Origin of the sequence: Reyranella sp. (genome assembly GCF_004296935.1) — a bacterium.
Lineage (GTDB): Bacteria > Pseudomonadota > Alphaproteobacteria > Reyranellales > Reyranellaceae > Reyranella.
The window spans coordinates 32,829-48,602 of sequence record NZ_SCVH01000160.1 but is presented as its reverse complement, the minus strand read 5'-3'; the positions used below and the strand labels follow the sequence as shown (position 1 = coordinate 48,602).

The window sequence follows — 15,774 nt, the reverse complement described above, 5'->3', positions numbered from 1 at the left end:
CAATTTTCACCCCGGCCGGGGGCGGATCAAGGGTAAAGCGACACGGACGTTCCGAAATGTCGCAGGGTCGCCCCCTAGAGCTCAAGGCGCCGCAGCCGGAGTGCATTGGCGATCACGCTGACCGAGCTCAACGCCATGGCCGCCGCCGCGATGATCGGTGACAGCAGGATGCCGAACGTCGGGTAGAGGATGCCCGCGGCGATGGGAACGCCAGCGGCGTTGTAGACGAAGGCGAAGAACAGGTTCTGGCGGATATTGCTCATGGTCGCCTCGGAGAGCCGCTTGGCCTTCACGATGCCCATCAAGTCGCCCTTGAGCAGGGTGATGCCGGCGCTCTCGATGGCGACATCCGTGCCGGTGCCCATGGCGATGCCGACCTCGGCCGCCGCAAGGGCGGGGGCGTCGTTCACGCCGTCGCCCGCCATGGCCACGACCCGTCCCTCGCGGCGCAGTCTCTCGACCACGGCGCTCTTCTCCTCGGGCAGGACCTCGGCCTCGACCTCGGCAATGCCGAGCCGCCGCGCCACGGCCTCGGCGGTCGTGCGGTTGTCGCCGGTCAGCATCACGACCCGGATCCTGTCTTGCGCCAGCGCCTGGAGCGCCGCCGCCGTGGTGGCCTTCACCGGATCGGCGATGGCGAACACCGCCGCGGCCTTGCCGTCGATGCCGAGGAAGATGGCCGTCGCGCCGTCCTGGCGCAGACGCTCCGCCGCTTCTTCTAGCGCCGCCGTGTCGACGCCGGTTTCGCCCAGGAACCGGGCGTTGCCCAGCGCCAGCCTGCGGCCGTCGACCGTGCCCAGCACGCCCTTGCCGGTGGGCGAGTCGAAGGCCGATACCTCCGAGAGGGCGAGCTTGCGTTCCTGGGCGGCGGCGACGATCGCCAGCGCCAGCGGATGCTCGCTCGCCTTCTCAGTGCTGGCGGCCAGGCGCAGCACGTCGTTCTCCTCGAAGCCTGCCGCCGGAACGATCGCCACGACCTTCGGCTTGCCTTCGGTGAGCGTCCCCGTCTTGTCGACAACAAGTGTGTCGACCCGCTCCATCCGCTCCAGGGCCTCGGCATTCTTGATCAGCACGCCCGCCTGCGCCCCACGGCCGACACCCATCATGATCGACATGGGTGTCGCGAGGCCGAGCGCGCAGGGGCAGGCGATGATGAGGACGGTCACTGCCGCCACGAGCCCGAACGCCAGCCGCGGCTCGGGGCCGAACACCGCCCAGGCCGCGAAGGCGACAAGGGCCACCGCGATCACGACGGGAACGAACCAGCCTGCGACCTGGTCGGCCAGCCGCTGGATGGGCGCCCGGCTACGCTGCGCCTCGGCCACCATCTGGACGATGCGCGCGAGCATGGTGTCGCGCCCGACCTTCTCGGCCCGCATGACGAAGCCGCCGGTGGCGTTCAGCGTGCCGGCGATCACCTTGGCGCCGCGCTCCTTGGTGACCGGCATGGATTCGCCGGTGACCATCGATTCGTCGAGCGACGAGCGGCCATCGATCAGCTCGCCGTCGACCGGGACCTTCTCGCCGGGCCGGACCCGCAGACGATCACCGACCGCGATGGCTTCGAGGGAGACCTCTTCGTCGGTGCCGTCGTCTTTCAGCCGGCGGGCGGTCTTGGGCGCCAGGTCGAGCAGCGCCTTGATGGCGCCCGAGGTCTGTTCGCGGGCGCGCAATTCCAGGACCTGGCCGAGCAGGACGAGGACGGTGATGACCGCCGCCGCCTCGAAATAGACCGCGACCGATCCGTCGGGGCCGCGGAACGCCTGCGGGAAGATCCCGGGCAGCATGACCGCAATGACGCTGTAGAGCCAGGCGACACCCGTGCCCATGGCGATCAGGGTGAACATGTTGAGGTTGCGCGTCAGCAGCGATTGCCAGCCGCGCACGAAGAACGGCCAACCGCCCCACAGCACCACCGGCGTCGCCAGGATGAACTGCAACCAGTTCGACGTCTTCTCCCCGAGCAGCATGTGCAGGTTGGTCAGGTGGCCGCCCATTTCCAGCGCCACGACCGGCAGGCTGAGCACGAGGCCGATCCACAGGCGCCGCGTCATGTCGGCCAGTTCCTCGTTGGGTCCGTTGTCGAGCGAGACCTCGAGCGGCTCCAGCGCCATGCCGCAGATCGGGCAGCTTCCCGGCCCGACCTGGCGAATCTCGGGATGCATTGGGCAGGTGTAGATCGTGCCCGCTGGAACGGCCGGCCCCGGGGCCGCTTCGGCCGGCTTCAGGTAGCGCAGCGGCTCGGCCGTGAACTTCTGCAGGCACTTGGGGTTGCAGAAATAATAGGTCTGGCCCTTGTGCACGGTCGTGTTCTTGGCGCCGGCGATCTTCACCTTCATGCCGCACACCGGGTCGGTGGCGCGCTCGTCTGGGGGCGCGTGATCGTGGTGGCAGTCGGCGTCGTGCTGATGGTCGTGTTTCATGACTTGCCATATATACCCTACGGGGGTATAGTTCAAGACATGGACGAGAAACTCAAGAAATCCCAGCTTGCGCGCCTGAGCCGCATAGAAGGCCAGGTGCGCGGCGTGGCGCGCATGATCGAGGAAGATCGCTACTGCATCGACGTGCTGACGCAGATCCGCGCGGTGCGCGCCGCCCTCGACAGGGTCGAGCAGGAGACGCTGAGCGACCACCTGCAGCACTGCGTGGCGCACGCTTTCCATGCCGGCTCCGAAAACGACCGCCAGACGAAGATCGACGAACTGCTCGAAGTATTGGATAGTCGGCGCCGCTGACATGACACGCATCCGCACCCTGGTCTGGCTGATCGCCCTGGCGGCCTTCGTCGTCCCCTCCTTCGGGGCCGCGGCGGCGAGCCATGCGATGACGCCGTCCATGACACACGGGGCGCAGGTGGCCTCGGTCGAGTGCCCCGATCACGCACCGCCGCCGCAAGATTGCCCGGCGCAGGGCACGGCCAAGCATGCCGCCGGGCAATGCTGTCCGATGATGTCTTGCACGGTGGCCGTGTTGCCCCCGGCATCGGCGGGCGTCGCGCCGGCGCCGCTTCACGCCTGGCTGTCCGCCCCCGTGCGCAGCCTTACCGGCCTCACCTTCACCCAGGATCCACCGCCTCCCCGAGTCTGAACCGTCGTCCACGGTTCCCTTCAGACACGGAGAGTCATCATGTCGTTTCGACGCGCCGTCATGGGCGTCGTGGCGCTGGCCTCAGCGGTTGCCGGATGCAGTCCGGCGCCGTTGCCCCAGGCCACGTCACCCGATCCAGCCGATCCTCAGGCGCCCGCAGCTGCCACACCCTACAAGCCGGTACTGGCCGGCACCGCCGCGTTTACGCCCGTCGGGCTCAAGCCTTGGCGTGAGTTGAACGACAGCGTGGCGCCCGGCGCCGGACGGTCGCCATGAAGGCGCCATCAAGGATCGTTGTCGCCGCCCTGCTCGGTCTACTGATGGCGGGATGCGCCAAGTTCACCGGCGACGGCGGCATGGCGCCGGTGACGGATGGCGTCCGCCAGGAAATCGGCAAGGATGCCGTGAAACTTTCCTCGGCCGAGGAAACGCGACGGGCGCGCGAGCGAGTACAAGCTTTGCTGTCCGAACCGCTCAATGAAGACGCGGCCGTACAGATCGCCCTGCTCAACAATCGCGGATTGCAGGCCGCGTACAATGACCTCGGGATCTCCGAAGCGGAATACGTCCAGACGAGTCTGCCCCCCAATCCCGCGCTCACCGTGGGACGCACCTTCGGCACGGGTGGCTTCGTGGAATTGGGCTTCCAGCTCGTCGGCAACCTGCTCGCCTTCGCCACCCTGCCGAGACGGACGGAAATCGCCAAGCGCGAGTTCGAGGAAGCACGCTATCGGGCCGTCGCGACGACGCTCAGCCTCACCGTGGACGTGCGTCGTGCCTACGTGCGCGCCATAGCGGCACAGCAGCGGCTGGCGTTGCTGGAACAGTCGCGACAGACGGCCGATGCTTCTGCCCGCCTGATGAAGCAACTTGGCGAGACCGGCGCCGCCAACAAGCTCGATCAGGCCCGCGTCTCCGTCTTCTACGCCGATCTGAGCGCCCAGGTCGCTCAGGCCCGGCTGAGCGTCGCCGGGACCCGTGAAGCGCTCAACCGGATACTGGGCCTGTGGGGCACCGACCTTGGCTACAGGCTGCCGGCGCGGCTTCCCGCGCTGCCTGCCGCACCCGATGCGCTGGCAGATGTCGAGGTCGAGGCCATGCGTCGGCGCGTCGATCTCATCATCCTGCGCTACGAGATCGTCACCCTGGCCAAGTCGGTCGGGTTCGTGGACGCGACGCGCTACCTGTCCTTCCTCGAACTGGCCCTGGGCTACAGGAACGAGGTCGAGACCAACGATGCCGGCGAGCAGACGTCGAAGAACCGCTACGGGTTCGAGTTGGGCATCGTGATTCCGATCTTCGACACGGGCGAAGCGAGAGTCACGACCGCTCGCGAGATCTACATGAGGGCGGTCAATCGACTGACCGAGCGTTCCGTGAATGCGCGCTCCGAAGCCCGCGTGGCATACACGACCTATCGCGCGACCTACGACATCGCACGGTACTATCAGACGCGCATCCTGCCGCTGCGCCGCCAGATCTCGGCGGAAGTGCTGCTGCGCTACAACGGCATGCTGGTCGACGTCTTCGAACTCCTGGTCGAGGAGCGCGAGCGCATTTCGGCCAACGTCGCCGCGCTGGATGCCCTGCGCGATCACCATCTGGCGATCGCCGATCTCCAGGCGGCCCTCATCGTCGGCGGCACCGTCCCGCCGTCGGGGGTCATCAACACGACGCCCCCGCCCGAAACCATTCCTCTCGGATTCTAGCCCAAGGAGATCATCATGAGTCTCTCCAGACGCGACCTCGTCGGGGCTTCCGGCCTCGCTCTTCTAAGCGCCGCCGCCGTCAGCGGTCGCGTGCAGGCACAATCGATTCCCGAGGCGCCGACGACCACGACCAACACCATGCAGCCGCCGCTCTATCCCACGAGCGGACCGGATTATCAGCCGGTGGTGACGCTCAACGGCTGGACCCTGCCGTGGCGGCAGAATGGCGACTGGAAGGAGTTCCATCTCGTGGCCGAACCGGTCGAGCGCGAAATGGCGCCGGGCATGATCGCGCGCCTGTGGGGCTACAACGGCCAGAGCCCGGGCCCCACCATCGAGGCTGTGGAAGGCGACAAGGTACGGATCTTCGTCACCAATCGCCTGCCCGAGCACACCACGGTCCACTGGCACGGCCAGCTCCTGCCCTGCGGCATGGACGGGGTCGGCGGCCTCACCCAGCCGCACATCAAGCCGGGCCAGACCTTCGTCTACGAGTTCCAGCTCCGCAAGAGCGGGACCTTCATGTACCACCCGCACGCCGACGAAATGGTGCAGATGGCGATGGGCATGATGGGGTTCTTCGTGGTTCATCCGCGTGACCCCAAGCTGCACCGGGTCGACCGCGATTTCGTCTTTCTGCTCTCCGCGTACGACATCGATCCGGGCAATTACGTGCCCAAGGTCGCGGAGATGCTGAACTTCAACATGTGGACCTTCAATACCCGGGTGTTCCCGGGGATCGATCCGCTGGTCGTGGCCAAGGGCGACCGCGTGCGGGTACGGGTCGGCAATCTCACCATGACCAACCATCCGATCCACATGCACGGCTACGATTTCGAGGTGACTTGCACTGACGGCGGCTGGGTACGTCCGGAAGCGCGCTGGCCCGAGGTCACGATAGACATCCCGGTCGGTGCCATGCGCGCCTACGAATTCACGGCCGACGAGCTGGGCGACTGGGCGCTGCATTGCCACAAGTCGCACCACACGATGAACGCGATGGGCCACGACATCCGAACCTTCATCGGCGTCAACAAACGTGAATTTTCCAGGCAGATGCGCCGCATGGTGCCCGACTACATGGCGATGGGCTCGGCCGGCATGGCCGACATGGGCGAGATGGAAATGCCGCTGCCCGACAACACGCTGCCGATGATGACCGGCTTCGCCCAGTTCGGGCCGGTCGAGATGGGCGGCATGTTCACGGTCGTGAAGGTGCGCGAAGGCCTGGCGGCGGGCGACTACAAGGATCCCGGTTGGTACAAGCACCCGCCGGGCACCGTCGCCTATCAATGGACCGGCCCGCCCCCTGCCGCGACACGGGCGTCCACGCCTACGCCGGCCGTCAAGCCCGGCGAAGCGCTGAAAGTCGTCAAGCCAAGCTCACATAGTGGTCACAAGTAACCTTAGACAGGAGCATCCAATGATATTGCAACGCGCGCTCGCAACTGTTCTCGCCGTCGGCCTGCTCTCGGCCGGTGCCCTTGCCGCTCCGGGCCACAAGCCGGGCGAAGGACACGATCATCCGGCGGAGACGGCCTACGGCAAGCCGGGCGATCCCAAGAAACCGGCGCGCATCGTCCAGATCGTGATGCGCGAGTCCGACGGCAAGATGCTGTTCATTCCCGACACCCTCAAGATCCGCAAAGGCGAGCAGGTGCGCTTTCAGCTTCGCAACAACGGTGAGGTCGACCACGAGTTCGTGGTGGCGACGCTCGAGGACAATCTCAAGCACATGAAGGAGATGGAGAAGAACCCCGACATGGAGCACGACGATCCAAACGCCCGCCGGGTGAAGCCCAAGAAGACCGCCGAGATCGTCTGGCAGTTCACCAAGGCCGGTACGTTCGACTTCTCATGCCTCATCCCCGGCCATCGCCAGTCCGGCATGTTCGGAACCATCGTCGTCGAGTAGTTCGCATCAAGCCATAAAGGAGATTCGCATGTTCAGGACTTTGCTTTCCATCGCGCTCGCGGTGTTCTTCACGGTCGGCACCGCTTGGGCCGACGGCGACATGGTCAAGGGCGAAGTGGTCAAGATCGACAAGTCCGCCGGCAAGATCACGCTCAAGCACGGGCCGATCAAGAAGCTCGACATGGATTCCATGACCATGGTGTTCCGCGTTGCCGATCCGGCGATGCTCGACAAGGTCAAGGCCGGCGAAAAGATCGAGTTCGAGGCCGATCGCGTCAATGGTGCCATCACCGTAACCAAGATCGGCAAGGCGCACTGACGGGCGGCAAGGCACGGAGACGTGCTCTATGGCGAAGTCCTTCTTGATGTCGATCGCAATTGGAGCCCTGCTTGCCGCCGCCTCGTCGATGGCAAGCAGGGCTCACGCCAACGATCGGGAACTGTTGTTGGTTCTCGACCGGAACGCGTGTGTGCCCGAACGCATCGTTCCAACGCAGCTGTCTGCGGCGCTGATCGTCTATGCGGTGACCTGCAAACGGCCCGCCCGGGTGCTGCACGTGATCTGTATCGGGTCGGAGTGTCGGCTCCAAACCTCGCCTCGCGAGAACGATGAGCAGTAGAATGCCAAGGGCATCATCATCGTCCTCGGTGTCGAGAAGATCAGTCCATCTGGGCCTGTCGGTCGTGCTGGTCGTCGTTGCCGCCGGGGCGGCTTTTCTCGCCTGGGGCCCGGCGCCGGCGCCGCAGATCGAGACCGGCCGGCGTCTCTATGCGGAAACCTGCGCGAGCTGCCACGGCGCATCTCTGGAAGGACAGCCCAACTGGCAGAGGCGGCTACCGAACGGCCGGATGCCGGCGCCGCCGCATGATGTGTCGGGGCATACATGGCACCATCCCGACGAAGTCCTCTTCCGCATCACCAAGGATGGTCCGGCGGCATATCCTGCAGGATACCAGACGGACATGCTGGCCTTTGGGCAGCGTCTGACCGATCAGGAGATCTTGGCGACCCTGGCCTTCATCAAGAGCACATGGCCGCCCGAAATCAGGGCGAAGCAGGAACGTATCGACGTCGACTCTCGGCGCCGAAAGCCGTAGCGAGCATGCCGTCTCGGGCCGCAGTCGGGAATGTCGTGCGGTCGGGCCGTATGCGGGGAGCGCCGGGAGGGACCTCATCGGCGGGACGGCGGATACTTGCCGGGTCGATCCGGCGATGTTCGACAAGGTCAAGGTCGGCGACAAGGTCGAGTTCGACCGGATCGACGGCGCCATCACCGTAACGAAGATTGGCGCTGCCCACTACCCTCATAGGTTGTGGCGGTGACGAAGCCCTTGGCAGCGGCCGACCCGCTCATGCAAGAAATGTGCCTTGCCAACATGAGCCTCGAATACACCGCGGGTTGTGGTCCCAGGCGGCGTTTGATTCATCTCAAGTTGTCGCGCGTGGATGTCGCGTATGCATTGCAAGCAGGAGGTCCGTAGCGTCGGGCCGATCTATCGAAGCGTCGTTGCATTCTTCGATGCAGCGGATTTTCAAACGTAAGAACGGAGTGTCTGTCATGAAAGTTCATCATTTCCTAGTGCTCCCAATCGCCACCGTCGCGCTAGCGGCGTGCGTGTCGACCTCGACGGGCACGGTGAAGGATCTCAATGTCCGCGACTGGGATGGGCACAGCGCAGCCCATCTCATTCAATCCTGGGGGACCCCGCATCACAGCTATCCGACGGCCGATGGTGGCCGGGCGATCGGCTATATGTTCACCAACCAGGCGGTGACGGGGCCGAAATCGCAGGTTCTCTTTCAGGCGAGGAACTGCATGATCAACTTCACGGTCGATCGGAACGGCATCATCGACGATGCGACGGCGACCGGGTCGAAGTGCACGATCGGACCTCATGGCGGCATGCATCCCCCGGCCAGCAAGACCTAGGATAGTGGCCTTGTGGAAGCGAGCTGAGTTGCGCCGGCTTGGCACCATGAAAAGCTTCGGAAGCGATCGGTAAGGGCCGTCGCCTCCGAAATCTTCCACGTTCCTTTTCGCCCACTGCTATTTGAAGAGATGTCGACCATTCACATCCATCTGGATGTTGGTGCCGGCGAGACGTTGCGGGGACAATGCGAGCGCTTCCTGCGGATTGAAACCTGGCGTCGATGAGGGGCGTCGCATTGGGCGCCGGTTGGTCTGGAGACGCAGGCGTCTCGTGCCGGTGATCGCGGCTAGTGGTGCTTGTACCAGCCGACACCACGAATGTCGTTCCAGGCGTCGGTCTGATGGCAGAGATAGCATTGCTCGACGCGCGCATGCTCCTGCCTCGCAACCCTCTTTGAGACCATATGGAAGTGGCCCATATAGTGACTCGGCGGCGCTTGATGGCATTGCGCGCATTCGCTCGAACTCGGCGAAGGATGCTTGAAGCCGGCAATCTTCCACGTCGCGGTGAGGTGACAGTCCGCGCATTCCCGTCCAAACAGATCGCGATGCGGGCTTCTGTTGCTGTGGCAGCTGAAGCAATCGAGTGTTTCCGCACCCACCGGCGATTTGTTCAGCAGGCTTGAAAGCCAATGGGCATCAGGGGGCTTGCCGGATTGCTCGAGCCGGTTTGACCGGCCGATTGCGATCAGCGCGTCGTGATCCATTCGGGTAGGTCGTACCGCTTTCTGATGCTCGACGTGGCATGCGGCACACGATTGGATGGTTGAATGAAACGCCGTCGATTGGCGGGCGAGCGTGACGGCATCGGTGGCGTGACAGGCGATGCAAGCGCTTGCCTCCACGCCGCGCAGCGGTGTGTGGCAGGTCTCGCACTTGCCGGACAGAAACGCGTGCTTGGCCGACAGGTCACCGGGCCGCACCAGGTCCGGCCATTGCGGCACGGCCGTCGACCCTTGCCGGTAGACCGTGCCGACGACCACCGCCGCGCCGGCAATCGTGGCGGTGATCAGCATCAGGTAGGCAAGCGCCTTCCAATTCATGGCAGCCACCGCAGGCCGTAGTAGATACCGCTGCCGATATGTAGCAGCAGGAGTCCGTAGAAGACGATCGAGGCGATGATATGAATCACCGTCCAGCGCGCAGCGATGCGCTTTGCGGCTTCGCGCATCGCGAGAGAATATTCGACATCCGCGATGGCATCGACGAGGCTCAGGATCGGTACGTTCGGCGCCGTTGACGTACTGCCTGCCGCGGCGCCGAGGCGAAACGCGATGCGGTCATAGACTGACCGCAACGTGCCAAGCAAGGCCTGTTGCTGGCGGACTTCCGCGCCGAGGTGGCCAAGGTAGTAGCGGCCAACAAAGCCGGTACCAATGATCACCAGGATGTCGAGCACCAGAGCGATCCCGAGCACACTTCGATAATTGTGGCCCGAATGCAGGATTGCGATCAGGGCCGCGAGCAGTCCGCCATAGATGTGCAGGCTGAGCAGGCGCCCCAGCGGGACATGCCGCGTCACCCATGCCCTCAGCCATCCGACGTACTTGATCGCTGGATACAGAAGCACCAGCAGCATCAGGCTCGCCGCCGTAATGCCCAGGAGTCCCCCCGCCAGACTGCCGGGGAAGCGCGGCGCGACATGCAGCAGGTAGCCGGGCGCCAGGAACAGCAGCAGCGTTCCCAGTGCGAGCACGATCAGTCTTTCCTTGTCGCTCATGTCAGGCGTCGACCGTGACATTGCCGAGGGATCGCGCCTGGCAGGCGAGGATGATGCCGGAAGCCTTGTCTTCGTCGGTCAGTGCGTCCTGGACTTCCATGGTCACCTGGCCCGCCAGGAGCCTGATCTTGCAGAAGCCGCAGGTTCCGACCCGGCAGGAGTAGTCGATCGGTACGCCCAACTTTTCGGCGACTTCGAGCACCGTCTTGTCGGGCGGCAGCGACGCCGCCTTGCCGGACCGGGCGAACGACAGCGTCGCAGTGGCAGGCCCCGCGTCGCCTTCTGGCGGTCTGCCGGCCGGGGCGGTGTCGCCTTCGACCCTTCGCAAAAGCTGGGTCACTGACGCAGGCGGAGACGGCGGAGGCGATGGCCGAGGCGGCGGCACCAAGCCCATGGCGGGGCCGAACGCTTCGGTCTTGATCTGATCCGACGGCACGCCGAGCTCGGCCAAGACACGGCGAATGGCCTCCATCATCGGCGGCGGTCCGCAGAGATGAATCCGTCGCTTTTCGATGCCGGGCACCGCGTGGACGATCGCATCCTTGCTGAGCTGGCCTTCCAGTCCCATCCACGCGGTCCCTTCGGACCGCGCCGCCACGGCAGCCGCGACATGCAGCTTCGGCCATCGGCGCTGGAGATACTCGAGTTCCTCCCGGAAGATGAATTCCTCGGGGCTCCGGATCGCACAGACGAGGAAGATCTCGCCGGGCCAGGTTGTATCGGTAAGATAGCGGATGACGCACATCATCGGCGTGATGCCGACGCCGCCGGCGATCAGCACGATGCTGTCGGCATTGCCGCCGTCGAACGTGAAGGCGCCGGACGGTCCTCTGACCTGCAGCGTATCGCCGACGGACATCCTGTCATGCAAGTAACGCGAAAACTCGCCGTCGTCCTCACGCTTGACGGTGATCTCCACATAGGACGTGCGGGTCGGCGGCGAGGCGATGGAGTAGGACCGCCGCAGGGTCTTGCCGTCGACCGTCGCCGAAAACGTCAGGAACTGCCCGGGCGCGAACGTGAAGGGTATGCGCGCCTCATCCGACGCCGCGAGCCGGAATGTCTTCACATGAGGCGTCTCGCGGTGGATGGCGGTGATGCGCATTGCACCTGACCATGTATTGCTGTTTGGCGGCGCAATCCGGGGTAACGCGGTTACCTCTGCGGTCCTGGGCGGTGCCGGTGGTGGTGCAGACGTCGGCTGTCCAACTGGATGCGGGGCTGGGGCAGGAGCGGCGCTTGTCAGCCGGTTTACCAGGGCGATCGAGCGACGCCGACGGCTGGCCGCAAAGGCCGCCATGGTGAGCGCGAACAGCGTCACGGCCGTCATGGAAATAAAATGGAACCAGGACAGCCCAAGAGGTCCGACGGGGCCTGCCGCCGGCACCTCGGCAGGCGCGAGATTCATCTGGTCGCGGAACCAGGTCAGCGCGACCTGACGGGGCGCCTGACCTTCCGCCAGCGCGCGCAAGGCCGCGGTTCCGCTTTCCAACTCGGCAAGTGCCGCGTGCTGGCGAGACGCGGCGGCGGACATGGCGGCTGTGTCGTTGCTCGTCATCGCGCGATGGTAGTCGTCATACGCTTGGACGAGCGCCGCGTTGCCGGCGTTGATGCGACCGTGCGCATCGGCCTCGATTTTTGCGCGCGCTTCCGGCGTCATCGCCGGCAATTCCATGAGCTGGGGGTAGAGCTGCTTCGGCGGTGGCCCACCCATCATCGACCCCATCATTTCCATCATCCCTCCGGAGGACGAAGTCGTAGGCGCCTGGGGAGGAGGGGCGACAATGTTGGGACCCGGAGCCGGTATTACCGGCGTGCCGGAACCCGATGGTGGCGGCGATTGTCCTCCGTGATGCGGTGCATGGGGATCCGGCGCCTGTGCGCTGATGGGAGAGTGAGCAAGGACAGTCGTCGCAACGATGAGCGCCAGGCCGAGGCCGCTTCTCTTACCTACGAGAATTGGCGTGCCGGGCTGCCGATCTCGCATCCTCGAAGGTCCTTATCGTCTGGGAGAGGGGCGAGTGACCGCGGAAACGCGTCGACGTCCGCCGCGAAAGTGATGCCATTCCACTCGCCGACGCACCGATGCTGGGCGTGCGCCGTTACATCATTCCCATCGGGCCCATCAGCAGCTCGTCGGCAACCTTCTTCTGGTCATCGCTGAGAGACGTGTAGAGCGGATCGACGGCGGCCTTCAGGGCGCGAACCGTTTCCAGCCGCGTGGTCAGCGCCTTCTCGTAGTGGGCGAGGCGCTCGGGCGCGGTCGAGGCCTTCATGCCGCCCTGCATCATCGGTGGCTTCGCGGCCTGCGCACTCTTGGCCGTGTTGCGGACGACATCCGCGAACTTGGTCCACTGCGGCTCCTGGGCCGGCGTGATCTTCAGCTCCGTCTTCAGGAAAGCGAGGCGGCCCTCGACATGCTTCAGCGGCATGTCGCCCATCATGCCGCTCCCCATCATGCCACCCCCCATCATGCCGCCGTGCATCATGGTCATCATGCGGCTCATGTCGCCGCCCATCATGCCGCCCCCCATCATGCCGCCGCCCTTCATGCCATCAGTGGCACTGCCCTTCATATCCATGCCGCCCGGTGCCGGTTGGGCCTGTGCCGGACGGTGGGCGCCGTGATCGTCGGCAGGGCGGGTTTGGGAATGGGAAACGAGCGGCACGGTCGCGAGGACGGCAACCGCCGCCAGAGTGGACAGGATGCGCATGCGAAACCTCCCTCGGCGCGGATTGCGCCGATCGGCTCAGGATGAGGCGCGCGAAGGGGCTGCGCTTTGATGCACATCAACCGATGCGCGGCGCGCCCCCCCGACCGACTTGGGACTCAGCTAGTTGGGCCGGTCGTCGTCGCCGTGGATGATCGGCTGCGGGGACGCCTCGTCGGTCGGCAGATCACCTTGCATCATGCCGACAAGCCATTTCGCACCCTGGAGCTGCTCGCGGAAAACCCGGAGGGGACGCTCGGCGCGAGCGGCGGAGGCAAACACCTCGGCCTGCCGGAAGGCCTCGTCCGTTGTCGCCACGATCGCGACCGGCCCGATCTTGCCGGTGAGTGCGTAGCGCTCGATGATGCGGCCCAGTGTCCGGATGTTCTCGTCGCTCAGCATGCTCGCCGAATCGATGAGGAACATCTTGGCGTAGGAAATGCCGCCTTCCACGCCGACACCATGGAAATAGTCCTCGATCTCCCCGGGGCTGACGTCTCCCTTGGCGGCCGCCAACACCAGTTGATCCGGATGCGATATCGTCCATTCCAACGCCATCCTCGCTCCCTGCACCGCCTTCCTGACGCAGGACCCTATCAGGCCGATCAAGGCCAGCCATGCTCAGGCGAATTAGTGCGCCATGAGCACGGGAACGGTCATGCTGCCGAGCAAGGTGCGACTGGCGCCGCCCAGCACCATCTCCTGTAACCTCGAATGGCCGTAGAGGCCCATCACGATCAGGTCAACGGCGTGGTCGGCGGCGCGCGACAGGATCGTGCCGCCGACGTCGGCGTCGGCTGCGACATCGCGCTGGACCGTGACCTTGACGCCATGGCGGGCGAGCCAGGTCGCGGCATCGGCGCCCGGCTCGGCACCGTGGCCGGCCGGCGACGACTTGGCGTCGATTGCCAGCACGATCACCTTGGCCGCGGCCTTCAGGAAGGGCAGCGCCGCGGTGGCCGCGTGCGCGCTCTCGCGGCTCGCATTCCAGCACAGCATCACCGTCTTGCCGGGAGGGCTGGTGACGCCGATGTATGGCACCATGAGCACAGGCCGGCCACTCGCCAGTGCGACCGTTTCGGGGAGGTCGGTGGGCGTCGGCAGGCTGCTCTCCGGATCGGCCTGCCCGAGCACGAGCAGATCGGCATAACGGGCTTGAACGGCCAGGTCATTCTCGACGAAACCGTCTACGACCCGCCATTCCGTCGACAGGTGCCGGCCCTTGGTTGCCTTCTCGAAGGCGGCCGAGGCGACGGCCAGGTCGGCCTTGACGCTGGCCTCGTACGACTTGAAGAAATCGTCCATCGGAAAGCCGCCGTCGAAGAATACCGGCGTCTGGAAGGGCGGGCGGGCGTGGAAGCCGACGAGATGCGCGCCCTGCTGCTGCGCCAGTTCGGCCGCCACGCCCAGACGGTGGGCCACGTTCTTGGCGGCATCGCAATGAACCAGAATGGTCTTGTAAGCCATTGGCATCCTCCTGATGGTCGTTGCCGAATATGTGCCACGCCGGGACGCGCGCGGACTTGACGCAGGTCAAGAGGCGCCCGACAGGCGCTCCAACTCTTCATCGTCGAGCACGCGCACCGCGCTGGCGCCGACCAGTTCGATGACCTTGCCCGATCTCAGCCGGCCCAGAACCCGGCTCACGGTTTCAATTGTAAGCCCGGTGTAGTCGGCAATCTCGCTGCGTGTCATCGGCAGGGCCAGCGGATGGGTGCGCAGATGCCGCGCGCCCGAGCGGTCGCGCAGGTCGAGCAGGAAAGTGGCGATGCGCTCGACCGCCGTCTTGCGGCCCAGCAGGAGTTCGTGGCGTGCTGCCTGGGCGAGATCGCTGGAGGCGATCCGCAGAAGGCGCAGCGCCACCTCGGGATTGTCCTGCAGGAAGGTCTCGAAGGTGGTTCGTTCGAACCGGCAGACCTTCGCCTCGGTCAGGGTCTCCGCGTCGCAGTGATGGCTCTCGCCGGGCTCGAGGCCCAGGAAGTCTCCGGGCAGGAGAAAGCCCAGGATCTGCCGCCGTCCGTCGGCCAGGCTGCGCGAGACGCTGACCGCGCCTTCGGTCAGGTTGTAGACATGACGGGCCGGATCGCCGGCCGCGAACAGGCGCTCGCGCTTGCCCAGCTGCAGCCGGGTCGCGAGCGCCAACAGCTTGTCCTGCTGCGCCGCATCGAGTGCCTGGCAGATGTTGAATTCGCGCGCGCCGCAATGCCGGCACGGCGTGGCAACATCGCCGCGCCGGGCGCAGAATTCATGCAGGGAGGCCGTGCTCGTCATGGCGATCTTCCCGCCGCTGCGGCTGCCGATTCCGTGCGCTTCAGGTCACGTTCAGGGCGGCGCGGACGTCGATCACCTTGAACGGGCGCGTCACGCCATCGTGCTCGGTCACCGACACATACTCGCCCTGGCGGAAGACGTGCTTGTCGAAGCGGAAGATCGGCTCGTCGTCATCCTCGCCGGCCGCGTAGGAGAACGCCCACTTGCCGTCGTGGCGATGGATCAGCCGGCCGTGCTCGTCGTCGGCGCCGGCCCAGAAACGGCGGACCATGCAGGCGTCCCTGGCCTTCTGCCAGTCGGCCGCGACCAGATGGCCGCCGGCGTCGAGCGGCGCCACGAATTCATAGCCGTGGCGGGCGCTGCCGTCGGGATGGTCGGGGGTGCGGGCAAGTTCCAGTCGGATTCTCTTGAGAGACATTGATGACCT

19 protein-coding genes are annotated in these 15,774 nt (G+C 65.5%); 10 read left to right on the top strand and 9 right to left on the bottom strand.

The features are described 5' to 3' along the window. Positions 1-74 precede the first annotated feature (74 nt). The gene (locus tag EPO55_RS23345; RefSeq protein WP_296339793.1) at positions 75-2,423 is read right to left on the bottom strand and encodes a heavy metal translocating P-type ATPase; all 2,349 of its coding nucleotides are present in this window, start codon (positions 2,421-2,423) and stop codon (positions 75-77) included. 39 nt (positions 2,424-2,462) lie between these two features. On the opposite strand from EPO55_RS23345, the gene EPO55_RS23340 reads away from it, so the two are divergent. The 10 genes from EPO55_RS23340 to EPO55_RS23295 all read left to right on the top strand — a co-directional run bounded on the left by EPO55_RS23340 (position 2,463) and on the right by EPO55_RS23295 (position 8,645). Then, positions 2,463-2,738 carry a metal-sensitive transcriptional regulator gene (locus tag EPO55_RS23340; RefSeq protein ID WP_296339792.1) on the top strand — a complete coding sequence of 92 codons (276 nt, stop codon included), beginning with the start codon at positions 2,463-2,465 and terminating at the stop codon, positions 2,736-2,738. Position 2,739: 1 nt separating this feature from the next. Next, complete coding sequence (locus tag EPO55_RS23335) at positions 2,740-3,090, top strand: hypothetical protein (RefSeq protein WP_296339791.1); 351 nt, start codon at positions 2,740-2,742, stop codon at positions 3,088-3,090. A gap of 39 nt (positions 3,091-3,129) precedes the next feature. After that, positions 3,130-3,366, top strand: coding sequence for a hypothetical protein (locus EPO55_RS23330; protein ID WP_296339790.1), 237 nt, complete (start codon positions 3,130-3,132; stop codon positions 3,364-3,366). Then, entirely contained in the window at positions 3,363-4,799 is a 1,437-nt protein-coding gene (locus EPO55_RS23325) for a TolC family protein (protein WP_296339789.1), read from the top strand. Before EPO55_RS23330 ends, EPO55_RS23325 begins: the two co-directional genes overlap by 4 nt. 15 nt (positions 4,800-4,814) lie before the next feature. After that, the gene (locus EPO55_RS23320) at positions 4,815-6,203 is read left to right on the top strand and encodes a copper oxidase (protein ID WP_296339788.1); all 1,389 of its coding nucleotides are present in this window, start codon (positions 4,815-4,817) and stop codon (positions 6,201-6,203) included. Positions 6,204-6,222: 19 nt separating this feature from the next. Beyond that, positions 6,223-6,714 (top strand): cupredoxin family protein, encoded by a 492-nt coding sequence (locus tag EPO55_RS23315; protein ID WP_296339787.1) that lies wholly within the window; start codon positions 6,223-6,225, stop codon positions 6,712-6,714. Between the two features lie 28 nt (positions 6,715-6,742). After that, positions 6,743-7,033 carry a copper-binding protein gene (locus tag EPO55_RS23310; RefSeq protein ID WP_296339786.1) on the top strand — a complete coding sequence of 97 codons (291 nt, stop codon included), beginning with the start codon at positions 6,743-6,745 and terminating at the stop codon, positions 7,031-7,033. Between the two features lie 28 nt (positions 7,034-7,061). Next, positions 7,062-7,334, top strand: a complete 273-nt coding sequence (locus tag EPO55_RS23305) for a hypothetical protein (protein ID WP_296339784.1) — start codon at positions 7,062-7,064, stop codon at positions 7,332-7,334. Between the two features lie 64 nt (positions 7,335-7,398). Continuing rightward, positions 7,399-7,812, top strand: a complete 414-nt coding sequence (locus EPO55_RS23300) for a cytochrome c (protein ID WP_363719759.1) — start codon at positions 7,399-7,401, stop codon at positions 7,810-7,812. Positions 7,813-8,273: 461 nt separating this feature from the next. Further along, positions 8,274-8,645: a hypothetical protein gene (locus tag EPO55_RS23295; RefSeq protein WP_296339782.1), complete on the top strand. Its 372-nt coding sequence runs from the start codon at positions 8,274-8,276 to the stop codon at positions 8,643-8,645. Positions 8,646-8,932: 287 nt separating this feature from the next. Here the strand turns inward: EPO55_RS23295 and EPO55_RS23290 are convergent, their stop codons facing one another. The 8 genes from EPO55_RS23290 to EPO55_RS23255 all read right to left on the bottom strand — a co-directional run bounded on the left by EPO55_RS23290 (position 8,933) and on the right by EPO55_RS23255 (position 15,765). After that, positions 8,933-9,688: a class III cytochrome C family protein gene (locus tag EPO55_RS23290; protein WP_296339780.1), complete on the bottom strand. Its 756-nt coding sequence runs from the start codon at positions 9,686-9,688 to the stop codon at positions 8,933-8,935. Further along, positions 9,685-10,365: an iron reductase gene (locus EPO55_RS23285; RefSeq protein WP_296339779.1), complete on the bottom strand. Its 681-nt coding sequence runs from the start codon at positions 10,363-10,365 to the stop codon at positions 9,685-9,687. Before EPO55_RS23285 ends, EPO55_RS23290 begins: the two co-directional genes overlap by 4 nt. 1 nt (position 10,366) lies before the next feature. Continuing rightward, entirely contained in the window at positions 10,367-12,094 is a 1,728-nt protein-coding gene (locus tag EPO55_RS23280; protein ID WP_296339777.1) for an FAD-binding oxidoreductase, read from the bottom strand. 373 nt (positions 12,095-12,467) lie between these two features. Next, positions 12,468-13,079 carry a Spy/CpxP family protein refolding chaperone gene (locus tag EPO55_RS23275; protein ID WP_296339776.1) on the bottom strand — a complete coding sequence of 204 codons (612 nt, stop codon included), beginning with the start codon at positions 13,077-13,079 and terminating at the stop codon, positions 12,468-12,470. 120 nt (positions 13,080-13,199) lie between these two features. Beyond that, on the bottom strand, positions 13,200-13,634 hold the full coding sequence (locus EPO55_RS23270) for a hypothetical protein (protein WP_296339775.1): 435 nt from the start codon (positions 13,632-13,634) through the stop codon (positions 13,200-13,202). A gap of 72 nt (positions 13,635-13,706) precedes the next feature. Continuing rightward, on the bottom strand, positions 13,707-14,543 hold the full coding sequence (locus tag EPO55_RS23265; RefSeq protein ID WP_296339774.1) for a universal stress protein: 837 nt from the start codon (positions 14,541-14,543) through the stop codon (positions 13,707-13,709). Positions 14,544-14,609: 66 nt separating this feature from the next. Further along, entirely contained in the window at positions 14,610-15,347 is a 738-nt protein-coding gene (locus EPO55_RS23260) for a cyclic nucleotide-binding domain-containing protein (RefSeq protein ID WP_296339773.1), read from the bottom strand. Positions 15,348-15,387: 40 nt separating this feature from the next. Continuing rightward, complete coding sequence (locus EPO55_RS23255; protein ID WP_296339770.1) at positions 15,388-15,765, bottom strand: hypothetical protein; 378 nt, start codon at positions 15,763-15,765, stop codon at positions 15,388-15,390. Positions 15,766-15,774: the final 9 nt, after the last annotated feature.